Annotated in this window: 13 protein-coding genes and 1 tRNA gene; 11 read left to right on the forward strand and 3 right to left on the reverse strand. The window is 54.9% G+C overall.

Features of this window, described 5'->3' with window-relative positions; genetic code table 11:
- Entirely contained in the window at positions 1 to 672 is a 672-nt protein-coding gene (locus ACORNT_RS05295) for a response regulator transcription factor (RefSeq protein ID WP_321396366.1), read from the reverse strand.
- A 152-nt stretch (positions 673 to 824) separates the two neighbouring features.
- Positions 825 to 899 (reverse strand) — tRNA-Gly (locus tag ACORNT_RS05300).
- 166 nt (positions 900 to 1065) lie between these two features.
- Here ACORNT_RS05300 and ACORNT_RS05305 point away from each other — a divergent pair.
- The 4 genes from ACORNT_RS05305 to ACORNT_RS05320 all read left to right on the forward strand — a co-directional run bounded on the left by ACORNT_RS05305 (position 1066) and on the right by ACORNT_RS05320 (position 3485).
- Positions 1066 to 1590, forward strand: coding sequence for a prolyl-tRNA synthetase associated domain-containing protein (locus ACORNT_RS05305; protein WP_321396369.1), 525 nt, complete (start codon positions 1066 to 1068; stop codon positions 1588 to 1590).
- A 68-nt stretch (positions 1591 to 1658) separates the two neighbouring features.
- Entirely contained in the window at positions 1659 to 2561 is a 903-nt protein-coding gene (gene trxA, locus ACORNT_RS05310) for a thioredoxin (protein ID WP_321396372.1), read from the forward strand.
- A 9-nt stretch (positions 2562 to 2570) separates the two neighbouring features.
- Positions 2571 to 3263 carry an LON peptidase substrate-binding domain-containing protein gene (locus ACORNT_RS05315; protein ID WP_321396375.1) on the forward strand — a complete coding sequence of 231 codons (693 nt, stop codon included), beginning with the start codon at positions 2571 to 2573 and terminating at the stop codon, positions 3261 to 3263.
- A gap of 9 nt (positions 3264 to 3272) precedes the next feature.
- Positions 3273 to 3485, forward strand: a complete 213-nt coding sequence (locus ACORNT_RS05320) for a Trm112 family protein (RefSeq protein ID WP_321396378.1) — start codon at positions 3273 to 3275, stop codon at positions 3483 to 3485.
- A 7-nt stretch (positions 3486 to 3492) separates the two neighbouring features.
- On the opposite strand, the gene ACORNT_RS05325 is transcribed toward ACORNT_RS05320, so the two are convergent.
- Positions 3493 to 4704 (reverse strand): UbiH/UbiF/VisC/COQ6 family ubiquinone biosynthesis hydroxylase, encoded by a 1212-nt coding sequence (locus ACORNT_RS05325; protein ID WP_321396380.1) that lies wholly within the window; start codon positions 4702 to 4704, stop codon positions 3493 to 3495.
- Positions 4705 to 5006: 302 nt separating this feature from the next.
- Between ACORNT_RS05325 and ACORNT_RS05330 the strand changes: the two genes are divergently transcribed.
- The 7 genes from ACORNT_RS05330 to ACORNT_RS05360 all read left to right on the forward strand — a co-directional run bounded on the left by ACORNT_RS05330 (position 5007) and on the right by ACORNT_RS05360 (position 13677).
- Positions 5007 to 5345 (forward strand): P-II family nitrogen regulator, encoded by a 339-nt coding sequence (locus ACORNT_RS05330; RefSeq protein WP_321396383.1) that lies wholly within the window; start codon positions 5007 to 5009, stop codon positions 5343 to 5345.
- A gap of 10 nt (positions 5346 to 5355) precedes the next feature.
- On the forward strand, positions 5356 to 6672 hold the full coding sequence (locus ACORNT_RS05335; protein ID WP_321396386.1) for a hypothetical protein: 1317 nt from the start codon (positions 5356 to 5358) through the stop codon (positions 6670 to 6672).
- A 295-nt stretch (positions 6673 to 6967) separates the two neighbouring features.
- Positions 6968 to 8194, forward strand: a complete 1227-nt coding sequence (locus ACORNT_RS05340; protein ID WP_321396389.1) for an ammonium transporter — start codon at positions 6968 to 6970, stop codon at positions 8192 to 8194.
- 135 nt (positions 8195 to 8329) lie between these two features.
- Positions 8330 to 9538: an aminotransferase class I/II-fold pyridoxal phosphate-dependent enzyme gene (locus ACORNT_RS05345; protein WP_321396392.1), complete on the forward strand. Its 1209-nt coding sequence runs from the start codon at positions 8330 to 8332 to the stop codon at positions 9536 to 9538.
- Between the two features lie 71 nt (positions 9539 to 9609).
- Positions 9610 to 12021 (forward strand): FtsK/SpoIIIE family DNA translocase, encoded by a 2412-nt coding sequence (locus tag ACORNT_RS05350; RefSeq protein ID WP_321396395.1) that lies wholly within the window; start codon positions 9610 to 9612, stop codon positions 12019 to 12021.
- 63 nt (positions 12022 to 12084) lie between these two features.
- Positions 12085 to 12780 carry an outer membrane lipoprotein carrier protein LolA gene (locus tag ACORNT_RS05355; protein ID WP_321396398.1) on the forward strand — a complete coding sequence of 232 codons (696 nt, stop codon included), beginning with the start codon at positions 12085 to 12087 and terminating at the stop codon, positions 12778 to 12780.
- A 321-nt stretch (positions 12781 to 13101) separates the two neighbouring features.
- On the forward strand, positions 13102 to 13677 hold the full coding sequence (locus ACORNT_RS05360; protein ID WP_321396401.1) for a hypothetical protein: 576 nt from the start codon (positions 13102 to 13104) through the stop codon (positions 13675 to 13677).
- Positions 13678 to 13716 lie beyond the last annotated feature (39 nt).

Here is a 13716-nt window from a genome sequence, read left to right on the forward strand (position 1 = left end):
TCAGGCATTATTTTGCGGCTGGTCCAGTTCTTCCAGATCAAGCTGTTTCATGGCGGCGACAATCTGGGTGCGACGGAACATACCGAATTTTTTCAGGATCGAGGTCATATGCGCCTTGACGGTGGAAATGGACAGATCCATCTCGTAGGCGATCTGTTTATTGAGCAGCCCCTGTGCCATATAGCTCAGGACCCGGTACTGCTGCGGGGTAAGACTGCCGAGAATTCGGGCTACATCCTGCTTGCCCGGATCAGGCGCGGGGTGGCTGTTGCGGGCGGTCTCCGGAATCCAGACCTGCCCTCCGTCCACAGTTTTAAGGGCTTCGGACATTTCCGGCAGGCTCAGGGATTTGGCAATAAAACCGGCCGCGCCGTAATTCAGGCATTGGTGAATGGTGGAGGTCCCATCATTGCCTGAGACAATGACAATCGGCAGTTCCGGATAGTGTTCACGGATAAAAATAAGACCCGAATAGCCGAAGGTGCCCGGCATCTGCAGGTCAAGGAGAAGAAAATCCGGCGTCTGGATGCTTTCCAGAAGCTGCTGAAGGTCATCCAGCGTGCCTGCTTCATGGATGCGGCAGTCGCCAAAAGCCTGTCCGATGGCCTGCTGAAGGGCCGTTCGGAAAAGGGGGTGGTCATCGGCGATGATGATGGTTTTCTGGTTGCGCATTTCCCGCTTTGTTTTTTTATTGTCTCCCTGCGGTCCATGCTAGCGGCTTTGATGGCGGAGGTACAGGAAATATCGCGGGTGTTCGGGCCGGACAAACAAAAAAGCCGCTCACAAGTGAGACGGCCGAGTAAATGCTTTTCTCTAAAAGAAATTGGAGCGGGCGATGAGATTCGAACTCACGACCCTAACCTTGGCAAGGTTATGCTCTACCCCTGAGCTACGCCCGCATTCCAATTTGGGTAAGTCACATAAGCGACTTGTGGGCGGATAATACGCAGAAGATTTTCAAATGCAAGTACAAAATCCAAATAAATATTAATTGATTGTTTTGCTGCGTCACCAGTATAAAAAAGCCCATCCTGAAGGTCAAATAAGAAGGGAATCTGACGGAAAATGACGAGACCTGAAGAAGAAAAACTCTTTAAATGTTTTGAGGAACTGGGAATCGAAACCCGGACTACCCGTCATGTACCACTATTCACGGTAGAAGAAAGCCAGGCCGTATGCGGTGGCATCGAGGGCGGCCATTGCAAAAACCTGTTTCTCAAGGACAAGAAGGGAAATCTACTGCTTGTGGTGCTGCTGGAAGACCGTCGCCTCGACGTCAAGGCCCTGCAGAAAAGCGATAAACTTGATGTCGGCCGCTTAAGTTTCGGTTCGGCCGACCTGATGCAGGAAGTATTGGGCGTCACACCCGGATCGGTCACCCCCTTCAGCTTGGTCAACCTTCCGGCCAAATATCGCGAAGGCGGATTTTCACTGATTCTTGATCGGCAGATGATGGGTCACGAGCTTCTGAATTACCACCCCCTGCATAACGAAGCGACGACGACAATCCGCAGCGGGGATCTGGTGAAATTTATCCGCCATTTTGGAATTGAGCCGATAATTATGGATTTTGATGCGGCCGTTCTTTAACCCGGGGATGAATCACTCTATATTAAAGGGCAACGGCAAGATGCGCCCCAAAGATAAAAGGACCTAAGATGCAGTATATGGACGGAGCCGACCAGGGACAGGCGGGACTGATAACGGACACGGATACCTCCACATTCATGGCGGACGTGATCGAGGCGTCCCAGCAGGTGCCCGTACTTGTGGATTTCTGGGCACCTTGGTGTGAACCCTGCAAAGCGCTGACCCCGGTGCTGGAGAAAGTGGTGAACGAGGCCGGCGGGGCGGTTCGCCTGGCCAAGATCAATATTGATGAAAACCAGCAGATTGCCGCCCAGATGCAAATCAGGTCCGTGCCGACCGTTGTCGCCTTCAAGGACGGCCGACCGGTGGATGCCTTTGCCGGCGCGCTGCCCGCAGATAAAATCAAGGAATTCATCGCCAAATTTGCCGGCGACATTGGTCCGTCGCCGATTGAACAGATGCTGGAACATGCCGGGATGCTGGTTGAAGAGCGTGACTTTGAAAGTGCCGGTGGCATCTATTCACAGATTCTGCAGGCCGAACCGCAAAATGTTATTGCGATTGCCGGGCTGACCCGTGTTCTTATTGAAATGGGTGATCTGGAAAATGCCGAAAATGTGCTCAACAGCGCCCCGGCCAATCTGGAAAGCAAACCGGAGATCACCTCTGCGCGGGCGGCGCTGGATATGGCCCGCCAGGCCGGTGACCTTGGTGACGTCAAGGAACTGGAAGCCATGCTGTTCGAGAATCCGGACAATCATCAGGCCCGGTTTGATCTGGCCCTGGCTTTCTGGGCCCAGGGACGACGGGACGACGCCGGTGACCAGTTGCTGAAAATTATCGCCAGGGACCGGGAATGGCAGGACGACGGCGCCCGGGCCCAACTTGTAAAATTCTTTGAGATTGCCGGCCCGACTGATCCTTTTACCGTATCGGCGCGCCGTAAACTTTCCAGTCTTCTTTTTGCCTGAGGAGGCGATATGTTCGGACTTGAGGAACTGCCCCGGGAAATACCGGCGTTTCCGCTGACGAGGGCGCTGCTGTTGCCCAAGGGTCAGCTTTACCTCAACGTTTTTGAACCACGGTATCTGGAAATGGTCAAACATGCCCGCGAAGGGCAGGGGGTTATCGGCATGATACAGCCTCTGCCGGCGGAAGGTTTCGGGCCGGGAAGTATTGCCCTGGATAACCTTGGTTGTGGTCCGGACAACCCGCCACTTTATAAGGTCGGCTGCCTGGGTATGATCTCTGATTATGAATCCAGTGACAGCGGTGCGACCACCATCATGCTGACTGGCCTCAGCCGGTTTGATGTTATTGAGGAGTTACCGCAACAACACAAGTACCGGGTACTGAGCGTGAGTTATGACAATTATCCGGATGATTGCGGGGCACCGCCAAGATCCCCCGACATTGACCGCTACCGGCTTCAGGATCTTTTGAAACGTTCCCTTGAGGCCCGCAATCTGTCGGCGGAATGGGGTGATTTTTTCGACCGGGCGGAAGACGAGGTGCTGATCAATGAACTGGCCAAATATTGTGTGACCAGTTCCGGCGAAACCCAGGCCGTTCTCGAGGCGAAAAACCTGAAGGCCCGGTTTGACCTGATGATCAGTCTATTGGAATTCAGTCTGGCCGGACCGTCCGGACCAAACGACAAACATTATCATTAAAGGTGACATATGACCGACGAACAGCAGCCGGAAAAAGCCAACTACGGCAAGGTGGACCCGAAACTTCTTGAGGTTCTGGCCTGCCCGGTGACCAAGGAGCCGCTGGAATATGACCGGGACGCGGGCGAACTGATCAGCCGCAAGGCAGGCCTTGCCTTTCCGATCCGCGACGGCATTCCCATCATGCTGGTCGAGGAAGCCCGCGAACTGGATGCGGACTGACCTTTACCTAGAGCGCCTCGCCTTTCAATAAGCGTGGCAGTTCCCCGACGGTACCGCGCGCATGGCGCATAAAGAACTTCCTTAAGGGCGGGATTTCATTGACCAGGCCAAGCCCGACCCTGCGGGCCAGGCGGACGGGGGCTATATCATTTGAGAACAGTCTGGTCAGGCCGTCGGTGACCACGGCCAGGGTGACATTGTCGGTGCGGCGCCAGCGGGCGTAATGATCAAGCACATCTGCCGCCCCAATGTCGCCACCGAGCCGGGCCCGGTCGACAATCACTTCCAGCAACACGGCAATATCCCGCAGTCCCAGATTAAATCCCTGTCCGGCGATGGGGTGAATGCCATGGGCGGAATCGCCGACAAGACAGAAACGATTGGCCGTATAACGGTCCGCCAGCTGCAGGGTCAGGGGATAACACCAGCGCTGGCCGAGAGAGCGAACTTCGCCAAGGAAGTCGCCGAACTTTTTGGCCAGTTCCCGGTTAAAGGCGTCCTCTGACAGTCCCATGATTGTGGGGGCGAGGTCCTCCGGCTCCGTCCAGACGATGGAGGAGCGGTTGTTGCGTAAGGGAAGAATGGCAAAGGGGCCGCCGGGAAAGAACCGTTCATGGGCAATGCCGCCGTGATCCAGTTCATGTTCGACAGTGGTGACGATCCCCTGTTGATGATAATTCCAGGTCCGGCATTTGATGCCATGCAGATCGCGTAACGGTGAATGCCGTCCTTCTGCGGCAACCAGAAGGGACGCCGTTATTTTCTTGCCGTTGGAAAGGGTTACTTCTGTATGGCCGATTGAGGCCCGGCAACCGGTAACATGCTCCGGCATCAGCAGGGTGATGTTTTTCTCGGCAGTCAGGGCGTCATAGAGCCCTTTGCGGATATGGCGGACCTCGACCATATAGCCCAGCGGACCTTCGCCCAGTTCTTTTTCATCAAAATGCAGGTAAAGCGGCGAGAAACCATCGGTGACCCGGATTTCATTGATGGGCTGGGCTTCTGATCCGATCTTTTCCCACAAACCAAGACTTTCAAGCATCATATAGGGGGCGTGGGAAATGGCGTAGGAGCGGCCGTCAAATTCATCATTCAGGGTCGGCGCCAGATCCATCCGGTCAATGAGGGTGCATTTCAGGCCCTGACGGGCAAGCCCGAGCGCCAGTGTCATTCCTGCGACACCGCTGCCGGAAATAATTACATCACTGTCTAGACCCATGGTGTTGTCCGTTATTTGTCTGGACCTGGAAGAGCGGGTGAAAATCAACTGATCCCGATCGTAAATTTACAGGAGATATATACAGAAATCTTCTCCCTGCTGGCAATGCAAATAAATTGATTAAAAACTATGCAAATAAATAAAATGCCTAAAAAATAGTCATTAATAAATGATTAAATAAATGACCCGAAACCAGAGAAAAATTATTTCTTCATATTTTTCAGTATCTTAGAGATAAATTCTGATTCTGGCACGACTCTTGTAATGAATCTGGCAACTCGGACATACAGGAGGAAGAGTCTATGAAAATGATAACTGCAATAATAAAGCCGTTCAAGCTGGATGAGGTGCGTGAGGCCCTCACCGGTATCGGCGTTGAAGGTCTCACTGTCAATGAGGTCAAGGGTTATGGTCGTCAACAGGGCCATTCCGAAATCTATCGCGGTGCCGAATATGACGTTGCCTTTGTGCCTAAGGTTCGTCTTGAACTGGCCGTGAAAGAGGATCTCGCTGAAAAAGCGATCGAGGCTGTCAGACAGGCTGCCTATTCCGGCCGCATTGGCGACGGCAAAATTTTCGTGGTCGACCTTGAGCAGGCCATGCGGATCAGGACAGGAGAGACGGGCGAAGACGCCCTTTAGGAGAAGAATTATGAAAAAGTTATTACGTGGGACAGGTTTGTTTTTAGTGCTTTCGGCGTTTATGGGTGTCTCTGCTGCCCACGCCGAAGTGAGTGAAGAAACAGCTTATATCTTAAATACACTATTATTCTTGATTGGTGGTTTCCTGGTGATGTGGATGGCGGCAGGTTTCTGTATGCTTGAAGCCGGTCTCGTGCGGACCAAGAATGTGGCCACCATGTGCCTTAAAAACATCGGTCTGTTTGCCATTGCCGGTATCATGTACTGGGCGATCGGCTATAACCTGATGTATATGGATGTGACCAGTTACATGGGCACATTCGAGTGGTGGACTGCCGGTGAGACAGCTGCTGCCGAGGCCATTGACACCTCCGGCGGATATGCTTCTGCCTCCGACTGGTTCTTCCAGATGGTGTTTGTGGCCACAGCAGCGTCTATCGTATCCGGTACCCTTGCCGAGCGCATCAAGCTGTTCCCCTTCTTCATCTTTGTGGTTGTCCTGACCGGCGTAATCTACCCGATCCAGGGATCCTGGGAATGGGGTGCAGGCTGGCTCGACCAGATGGACTTCAGTGACTTTGCAGGTTCTACCCTGGTGCACTCCACTGGTGGCTGGGCGGCTCTGACAGGCGCCATTCTGCTGGGAGCCCGTAAAGGTAAATACGCGGCAGATGGTTCTGTACGTCCAATCCCGGGTTCATCCCTGCCGCTGGCAACACTGGGTACATTCATCCTGTGGCTCGGCTGGTTCGGCTTCAATGGCGCATCACAGCTGGCTCTTGGCTCTGCCATTGATGCCGTTGCCGTGTCCCAGATCTTTGCCAACACCAACATGGCCGCTGCCGGCGGTGTGGTTGCTGCGATCCTGATGACCAAACTGCTGTACAAAAAAGTCGACCTGACCATGGCCCTCAACGGCGCCCTTGCCGGTCTTGTGTCCATCACGGCTGAACCACTGACCCCGACTATTGGTCAGGCGATCCTGATCGGTGGCCTGGGCGGTGTTCTGGTTGTTCTGGCGGTGCCGCTGCTCGACAAGCTGAAAATCGACGACGTGGTCGGTGCGATCCCGGTTCACCTGGTATGCGGTATCTGGGGTACCCTGGCTGTGCCAATCACCAATGATGCTGTTCCCTTCATGGCCCAGCTGACCGGTGTGGTTGCCATTGGTGCCTTTGTCTCCATTGCAAGTGCTGTGGTCTGGCTGGTGCTGAAATATACCATGGGTATCCGGATGAGCGAAGAAGACGAAGATCGTGGTAGCGATCTGGCCGAGCTTGGTCTGGAAGCTTACCCCGAATTCGGTCACGGCTCCCAGAAGCTGTAACTTAAGAAGTTTGGTCTTTGGCTTGGGTCTTCTAGCTAACTGACCATCAGGCGGGTGCTCCTGTCCCTCATGAGCGCCCGCCTGTCCCTCTTTTCAGATCTGAGTATAATTTAAGCAAATGGGCAAAAGCTGAACAGTTTTTGCCTGTTCTTTTTGCATTTTGCAAGTATGCTCGATTTGGTCATATTTTGTTAATATGTTGTTCAGGCTTAGTTTTTCCCTTTTGGCACGGTTTTTGAGTAAGCTTTCCGCGAAAGGTCCGCCAAACGGGCTTTGAAAATGAGGGACAAATATCATGGAAGCCTTTAAATCGGGCGCCGACGTATTCTTTGTACTGATCGGCGCCATACTCGTATTCGCCATGCATTCCGGTTTCGCCTTTCTTGAGGTGGGAACCGTCCGGCGCAAAAACCAGGTCAATGCCCTGGTCAAAATCATCTCAGACTTTGGCATGTCGACTGTGGCCTATTTCTTTGTCGGCTACGGCGTTGCTTATGGTGTGAGTTTTCTAGCCAGTGCGGCAGAAATCAGCGGCATGACCGGGGAGGCCTTTGCGGCCAATGGTTATGACCTGGTCAAATTTTTCTTTCTGCTGACCTTTGCCGCCGCCATACCGGCGATTATTTCCGGCGGAATTGCAGAGCGCGCCAGGTTCGGCTCCCAGCTTCTGGCAACGGCCGTGATTGTCGGGCTGGTTTATCCTTTCTTTGAGGGGATGGTCTGGGGCGACACCCTCAATTTCCAGGGCATGATGGAAGAGGTCTTCGGGGCACCCTTCCATGACTTTGCCGGTTCCATTGTCGTGCATGCGGTCGGCGGCTGGCTGGCGCTCGGCGCGGTGGTTCTGTTGGGTGCCCGCAAGGGCCGCTATCGCAAGGATGGCTCGCCGGTTGGTATTCCACCGTCAAATATCCCTTTCCTTGCTCTTGGCTCCTGGATTCTCTGTATCGGCTGGTTCGGCTTTAACGTGATGAGCGCCCAGGCGGTGGACAGCGCCAGCGGCCTTGTCGCCATGAACAGCCTGCTGGCCATGGTCGGCGGTATCCTTGCGGCTCTTGTGGTCGGTCGAAACGACCCGGGTTTCGTGCACAACGGCGCCCTTGCCGGTCTCGTGGCGGTCTGTGCCGGTTCCGACATCATGCACCCCGTGGGGGCACTGGTTGTCGGTGCGGTGGCCGGCGTGATCTTTGTTAATCTTTTTGTCATCTGCCAGGAAAAATGGAAAATCGACGATGTGCTGGGGGTCTGGCCCCTGCATGGCCTGTGCGGCCTGTGGGGCGGGATCGCTGCCGGTATCTTCGGTCTCGAGGCCCTGTGGGGCCTGGGCGGCGTGACCTTCCTGTCCCAGCTGGTCGGCAGCCTGATCGGGGCGGCCTTCGCCCTTGTCGCCGGATTTGCAGTTTACGGCGTGATCCGCCAGTTCATGGGCATTCGTCTTGACGAGGAAGAGGAATTCCGCGGCGCTGACCTGAGTATCCACAAGATCTCGGCCTATCCGGAAGAAGACCTGACCATGAAATAGGGTGCCACGGCTGTATGAGAGGCGAAGGGCGGTTCATCGGGATCGCCCTTTTGCTTTTCGGGGTTTATTTCTTTTCTTGTTTCCCCCAACGGGGACAAGTAAAGTAGCGCGAGATTTTTACAGAGGACCCGAATTTTGCTGAATTCCCGCCTGAAGGCCCTGCCGGACTATCCCTTTCCCCGCATGCGGGCGTTGCTCAGTGATATTGCCCCCGGTGATCCGTCAGGATTGAATATGTCCGTAGGCGAACCCCAGCACGCGGTGCCGGATTTTGTCGCCGATATTCTGGACCGGGAACGGGCGGCCTATCACAAATATCCACCGGTTGCCGGGACCGAAGACTGGCAGGAGGCGGTGGCAGGCTGGCTGGAGCGCAGATTTTCCATTGCCCCGGGTCATCTCGGCGGCGACCATCTGGTGCCTCTGTCCGGCAGCCGGGAAGGACTGTTTTCAATTGGTTTTGTGACCATTGATCGCCGCAAGGACGGCCAGGTGCCGCTGGTGCTGATGCCAAATCCCTTTTATCAGCCCTATGCCGGGGCAGCGATCGGGGCCAATGCCGAACCTTATTATGTGAATGCTGAGGCGGACAACGGTTTTCTGCCGGATTATGAAAGCCTGCCGGAACAGGTGCTGCGGCGGACGGCGCTCTGTTTTATCTGCAACCCGGCCAACCCCCAGGGCAGCCTGGCCTCGCTCGATTATCTGAAAAAAGCAATCCGGCTGGCCCGGAAATACGACTTTGTTGTTGTGGGCGATGAATGTTATTCGGAAATTTATGATGCCGAAGTGCCGGCCGGGATTCTGCAGGCCTGTATGGAACTGGTCGCGGAGGGTGAGGGTGATAAAGACAATCCTTTCCACAATGTGGTCTGTTTTAATTCGTTGTCGAAACGATCAAATCTGGCCGGCCTGAGGTCGGCCTTTATGGCCGGTGACCCGGTCATTGCCGGTGAATTCCGGCGACTGCGGAATTACGGCGGATCACCCTTGCCGTTGCCGGTTTATGCGGCGTCTGCTGCGGCCTGGCGGGACGAAAAACATGTGATTGAAAACCGCACACTTTACCGGCGCAAGTTCGACCTGGCGGAAAAATACCTGGCGGGCCGGTTTGATTTTAGCCGGCCGGCCGGTGGCTTCTGCCTGTGGCTCAATGTAGGGGACGGGGAGCAGGCAACAAGAAGGCTGTGGCAAGAAGCCGGAATCAGGGTCCTGCCCGGGGCCTATCTGGCACGGCCGGGGCAAAATGGGGTCAATCCCGGGAGCGGTTATATCCGTCTGGTGCTGGTGCACGGGGAAGACCTGCTGGAACCCGCTCTGGCCAAAATTGCCACAATTTTATAGAACAGTAATTTTTGTAAAACCCATAAGATGTAATATATTGAAGTACCGGCAATTGATTTTAGGATTATTTTTTGACTAACAGACGGAAAAATATAAAGAAATCGGCAAAAAAGGCCCTGCTTCCCGAAGCGGTGACGGAGTTCCTGAAAAAAGCTTTGATCCGCAGTTGGGGGGCCGTGCTGGTCCTTGTGGCCCTGGCGGCCTATGCATCTTTTGTCAGCTATGACATTCATGACCCCAGCTGGAATAACGAGGTTGTGGGAGGGGTTGGCAACTGGCTCGGCGCACCGGGCGCTTATGTGGCGGACCTGCTGATCCAGTCGCTTGGTCTGGGCGCTGTCGTGCTGGTTTTTCCGTTTCTGACCTGGGGCTGGCGGGTGATTTCCCTGCAGGGACTGCCGTTTATGTTCCGTCATCTTCTGCTTTTGCCAGTGGTTGTGCTTCTGGCATCGCTGGCCAGCTCGCTTTTTCCGGCCAACTCCCATTGGCCCCTGACTACAGGGATGGGCGGCATTCTCGGGGACCTGCTGAAAGATAATCTGATGTCCGTCTGGGCCATGACGGGGGTAGAGGCCTATCCTGTTCTCATGGGACTTGTAGCCCTGGGCCTGATGCTTCTCTGCCTTTTGTATGTGCTTGGCCTGGAACGGGAAGAATGGCGCGCCATTGGCCGCTTCCTGGTCAAAAGCACACTCCGGGGGGCAGCTGGAATCGGGTCCGGTATGCGGTGGGTTGCCGCACAGCTGCGCCGTGAGCCGGTCGAGAGCGGCAATGTCATCGACGTCAGCGGTAAAAAGAAAAAGGCCCGCAAAGAGCCGGTGATCCAGAAAACGGCGGAACCTGTTGAGCAGAAGTCGATACCGGTTGTGGATACGCCAAAACCGAGGGAAGCCAGAAGCCGACGGGAAGAAAAAGAAAAACAGCCGATGCTGGATATTATTGGTGACGGGGAATTCGCCCTGCCGCCGCTCAGCCTGCTCAGCAAGGCCCAGCCACTGGGTAAGGATGAAAAACTTTCCCGGGAGGCGCTTGAACAGAATGCAAGAATGCTGGAATCGGTGCTGGATGATTTCGGTGTGCAGGGGGAAATTACCCAGGTCCGGCCCGGTCCGGTGGTCACCCTCTACGAGCTTGAACCTTCTCCGGGGACCAAATCCTCCCGGGTGATCAATCTGGCCGATGACATCGCCCGCAGCATGAGCGCCATATCCGCCCGTGTGGCGGTGGTGCCGGGCAAGAACGCTATCGGTATTGAACTGCCCAACAGCAAGCGGGAGATCGTTGCGCTCAGGGAACTGCTGACCAGTCCGGCCTATGAGGACAGCAAGGCCAAACTGCCGTTGACATTGGGCAAGGATATCGGCGGCGAGCCGATTATTGCGGATCTGGCGGCGATGCCGCATCTTCTGGTGGCCGGGACCACAGGGTCCGGGAAATCAGTGGCCATCAATGTGATGATCCTGTCGCTGCTCTATAAACTGACGCCGGAACAGTGCCGTCTGATCATGATCGATCCGAAAATGCTGGAATTGTCGGTCTATGACAATATTCCCCATCTGCTGACCCCGGTGGTGACGGATCCGAAAAAAGCCGTTGTCGCACTGAAATGGGCGGTGCAGGAAATGGATCATCGCTACCAGAATATCGCCAAGCTGCAGGTGCGCAACATCAGTGCCTATAACCAGCGCCTGGAACAGGCCCGCAAGAAGGGGGAGGATATCGTGCGCCGTGTGCAGACCGGTTTCAACCCGGAAAGTGGCGAACCTGTCTATGAGGAAGAGCATCTGGACCTGACCCCGCTGCCGATGATTGTCATTGTGGTTGACGAGATGGCCGACCTGATGCTGGTGGCGGGCAAGGATATCGAGGTGCTGATCCAGCGTCTGGCCCAGAAAGCCAGGGCGGCGGGCATTCACCTGATCATGGCAACCCAGCGTCCGTCGGTGGATGTGATCACCGGCACCATCAAGGCCAACCTGGCCACCCGTATCAGTTTCCAGGTGACCTCGAAAATCGACAGCCGCACCATTCTTGGTGAGCAGGGGGCGGAACAGCTTCTGGGCATGGGCGACATGCTCTATATGGCCGGCGGCGGGCGGATTACCCGTGTGCACGGTCCCTTTGTCAGGGACGAGGAAGTGGAACGTGTGGCTGATGAACTGCGCAAGCAGGGCTGGCCGGACTATTTGGAGAATATCACCGAAGAGCCGGACGAGGGCTATGATAACACCTTCCTGCAGCATGCGGTCAGTGATGGTAATGGCGGTAAATCCGGCAGCGGCGACGATCTGTATGACCAGGCCGTGGCGATTGTTGCCCGGGACGGCAAGGCGTCGACCAGTTATGTGCAGCGGCAGCTTCAGATCGGCTACAACAGGGCTGCCAATATCATTGACCGGATGGAACGGGAAGGGGTGGTCAGCGCCGCCAACCATGTTGGCAAGCGCGAGGTGCTGATCCAGGATCACAGCGGCGGAAACTGATGCCATATTTTAATCCCAAAGCCATGCTAGCGTGTGATCGTGCGGGAGTTTTAAGGAAAGAATATGAATAAACTTCTCTTGATGACTTTCCTGGCCATTAGCGGGTTTTTCCTTGCTGCTCCGGCTGCTCTGGCGGTTGAGCGGGCAGCCCAGGCAGAGGTGACGACGGTGGAGCCGGCACCAAGTCTGGTGACCGGCGAAGACAGGACGCAGGTCATTGCCCGGATTGAAGAAAGCCTCAATACAATCAAGAGCCTGACCGCACAGTTTATCCAGCGGGCGCCCGATGGCGCGGTATCGGAAGGCACCGTTTTTCTGGAACGTCCGGGCAAGCTCCGGTTTGATTATGAAGACGACTTGCCTTTCCTCATTGTCAGTGACGGAACGATGCTGAGCTTTGTGGATTATGAGGTGGACCAGGTCACCCGCTGGCCGATCAGCAAGACGCCGCTTGGTATTCTTGTGGATGAAACGGTCAGCCTGTCAGGCAAGATCGAAGTCCCTGAAATCATCCGTTTTGCCGGCCTGCTCAAGGTGCCGGTGGTTGACAAGGAGCGCGATGAGCAGGGTTATATCACTCTGATTTTTGAAGAATCCACCATGGAACTCAGGGCCTGGGAGGTCATGGATGCCCAGGGGTACCTGACCCGCGTCGCACTGGTCAATCCGCAATATAATGTGGATATTGACAAGAAGCGGTTTACCTTCAAGGATCCCCGCCCGGTCAGCAAAAGGCCGTTTCAGGGACCACGAAGATAGCCTAAAGCACATTATTTAGGTGTAAAAAACCTTTACAATACAATATGTTGTAAAAAATATTTCAAGGTGCTCTTGAAAGTAGGTATTATTCAATTATCTCTAATATGCGAGCCGGGGTTGCTCATATGATCTACACTTCCTCAGATTATCCAGTTCCCCGGTTAGCCGGCAAGAGGTTCCCTCCCCCTCCCTCTTGCCAAGCATAGCGTAGACTGCCCGGTCAGATTTATCTGGCCGGGTTTTTTTCTACTCAATTCTTGTTAAATCTCTCCGGGCGGACTAGTAATGAGGACAATTTAGAGTGGCTGAGGTATTACCGGTATGGATGATGAGAATATTGATATTGAGGATTATCCCACGCTGTTGCAGGTTGGGCGGTTTGCCCGCCTGATTCCCCATACCAACTGGTTTCGGAATGTGGGGGAACCCCTCAGTCCCGCAATCAGACAAAAGGCCCGGGCCTATCTTGATGCGCTTGGTTTTCCCGGTGCTGACATCGCCCAGATACTTGACTGGGATGAGGCGGCGGCGACCATGGAAACCAACGACTGGAACAGCCCCTGGTGGGAAGCCGAGGAACAGCTTCTGGCCGGACTGGCCATGTCTGCCCAGGAAATGCTTGATCCTGACGCCTTGAGAGTGGCGCTTACCCATGTGAATACCCAGGCCTCCGAATATATCACCGAGGCACTTCTGACCACGGCGGACTTGTGGGGAATCCATGACGACGAACTGATCCGCGCGGCCGCGGGAACGGCTATTCACAGCTGTTATCAGGCGGCCCTGATGATTGCCGCCGGGGAAGAGGAAGATCACCCCTTTGCCCTCAAATTCCAGCTTTTTGAAGAAGGCTGGTGGCCATTGGGGGTGGTCGGCAACACCTTTAATATTTTCTGACACTAAATATATATATTAAAGAGAATTCAGGCGAAAAAG

Origin of the sequence: Emcibacter sp. (assembly GCF_963675455.1) — a bacterium.
Classification (GTDB): domain Bacteria; phylum Pseudomonadota; class Alphaproteobacteria; order Sphingomonadales; family Emcibacteraceae; genus Emcibacter.

Coding starts and splice junctions, on each gene's coding strand:
- ACORNT_RS05320 (WP_321396378.1), top strand. CDS start 3,273: ATGACCGACGAACAGCAGCCGGAAAAAGCCAACTACGGCAAGGTGGAC.
- ACORNT_RS05335 (WP_321396386.1), top strand. CDS start 5,356: ATGAAAAAGTTATTACGTGGGACAGGTTTGTTTTTAGTGCTTTCGGCG.
- ACORNT_RS05355 (WP_321396398.1), top strand. CDS start 12,085: ATGAATAAACTTCTCTTGATGACTTTCCTGGCCATTAGCGGGTTTTTC.
- ACORNT_RS05330 (WP_321396383.1), top strand. CDS start 5,007: ATGAAAATGATAACTGCAATAATAAAGCCGTTCAAGCTGGATGAGGTG.
- ACORNT_RS05305 (WP_321396369.1), top strand. CDS start 1,066: ATGACGAGACCTGAAGAAGAAAAACTCTTTAAATGTTTTGAGGAACTG.
- ACORNT_RS05315 (WP_321396375.1), top strand. CDS start 2,571: ATGTTCGGACTTGAGGAACTGCCCCGGGAAATACCGGCGTTTCCGCTG.
- ACORNT_RS05295 (WP_321396366.1), bottom strand. CDS start 672: ATGCGCAACCAGAAAACCATCATCATCGCCGATGACCACCCCCTTTTC.
- ACORNT_RS05360 (WP_321396401.1), top strand. CDS start 13,102: ATGGATGATGAGAATATTGATATTGAGGATTATCCCACGCTGTTGCAG.
- trxA (WP_321396372.1), top strand. CDS start 1,659: ATGCAGTATATGGACGGAGCCGACCAGGGACAGGCGGGACTGATAACG.
- ACORNT_RS05325 (WP_321396380.1), bottom strand. CDS start 4,704: ATGGGTCTAGACAGTGATGTAATTATTTCCGGCAGCGGTGTCGCAGGA.
- ACORNT_RS05340 (WP_321396389.1), top strand. CDS start 6,968: ATGGAAGCCTTTAAATCGGGCGCCGACGTATTCTTTGTACTGATCGGC.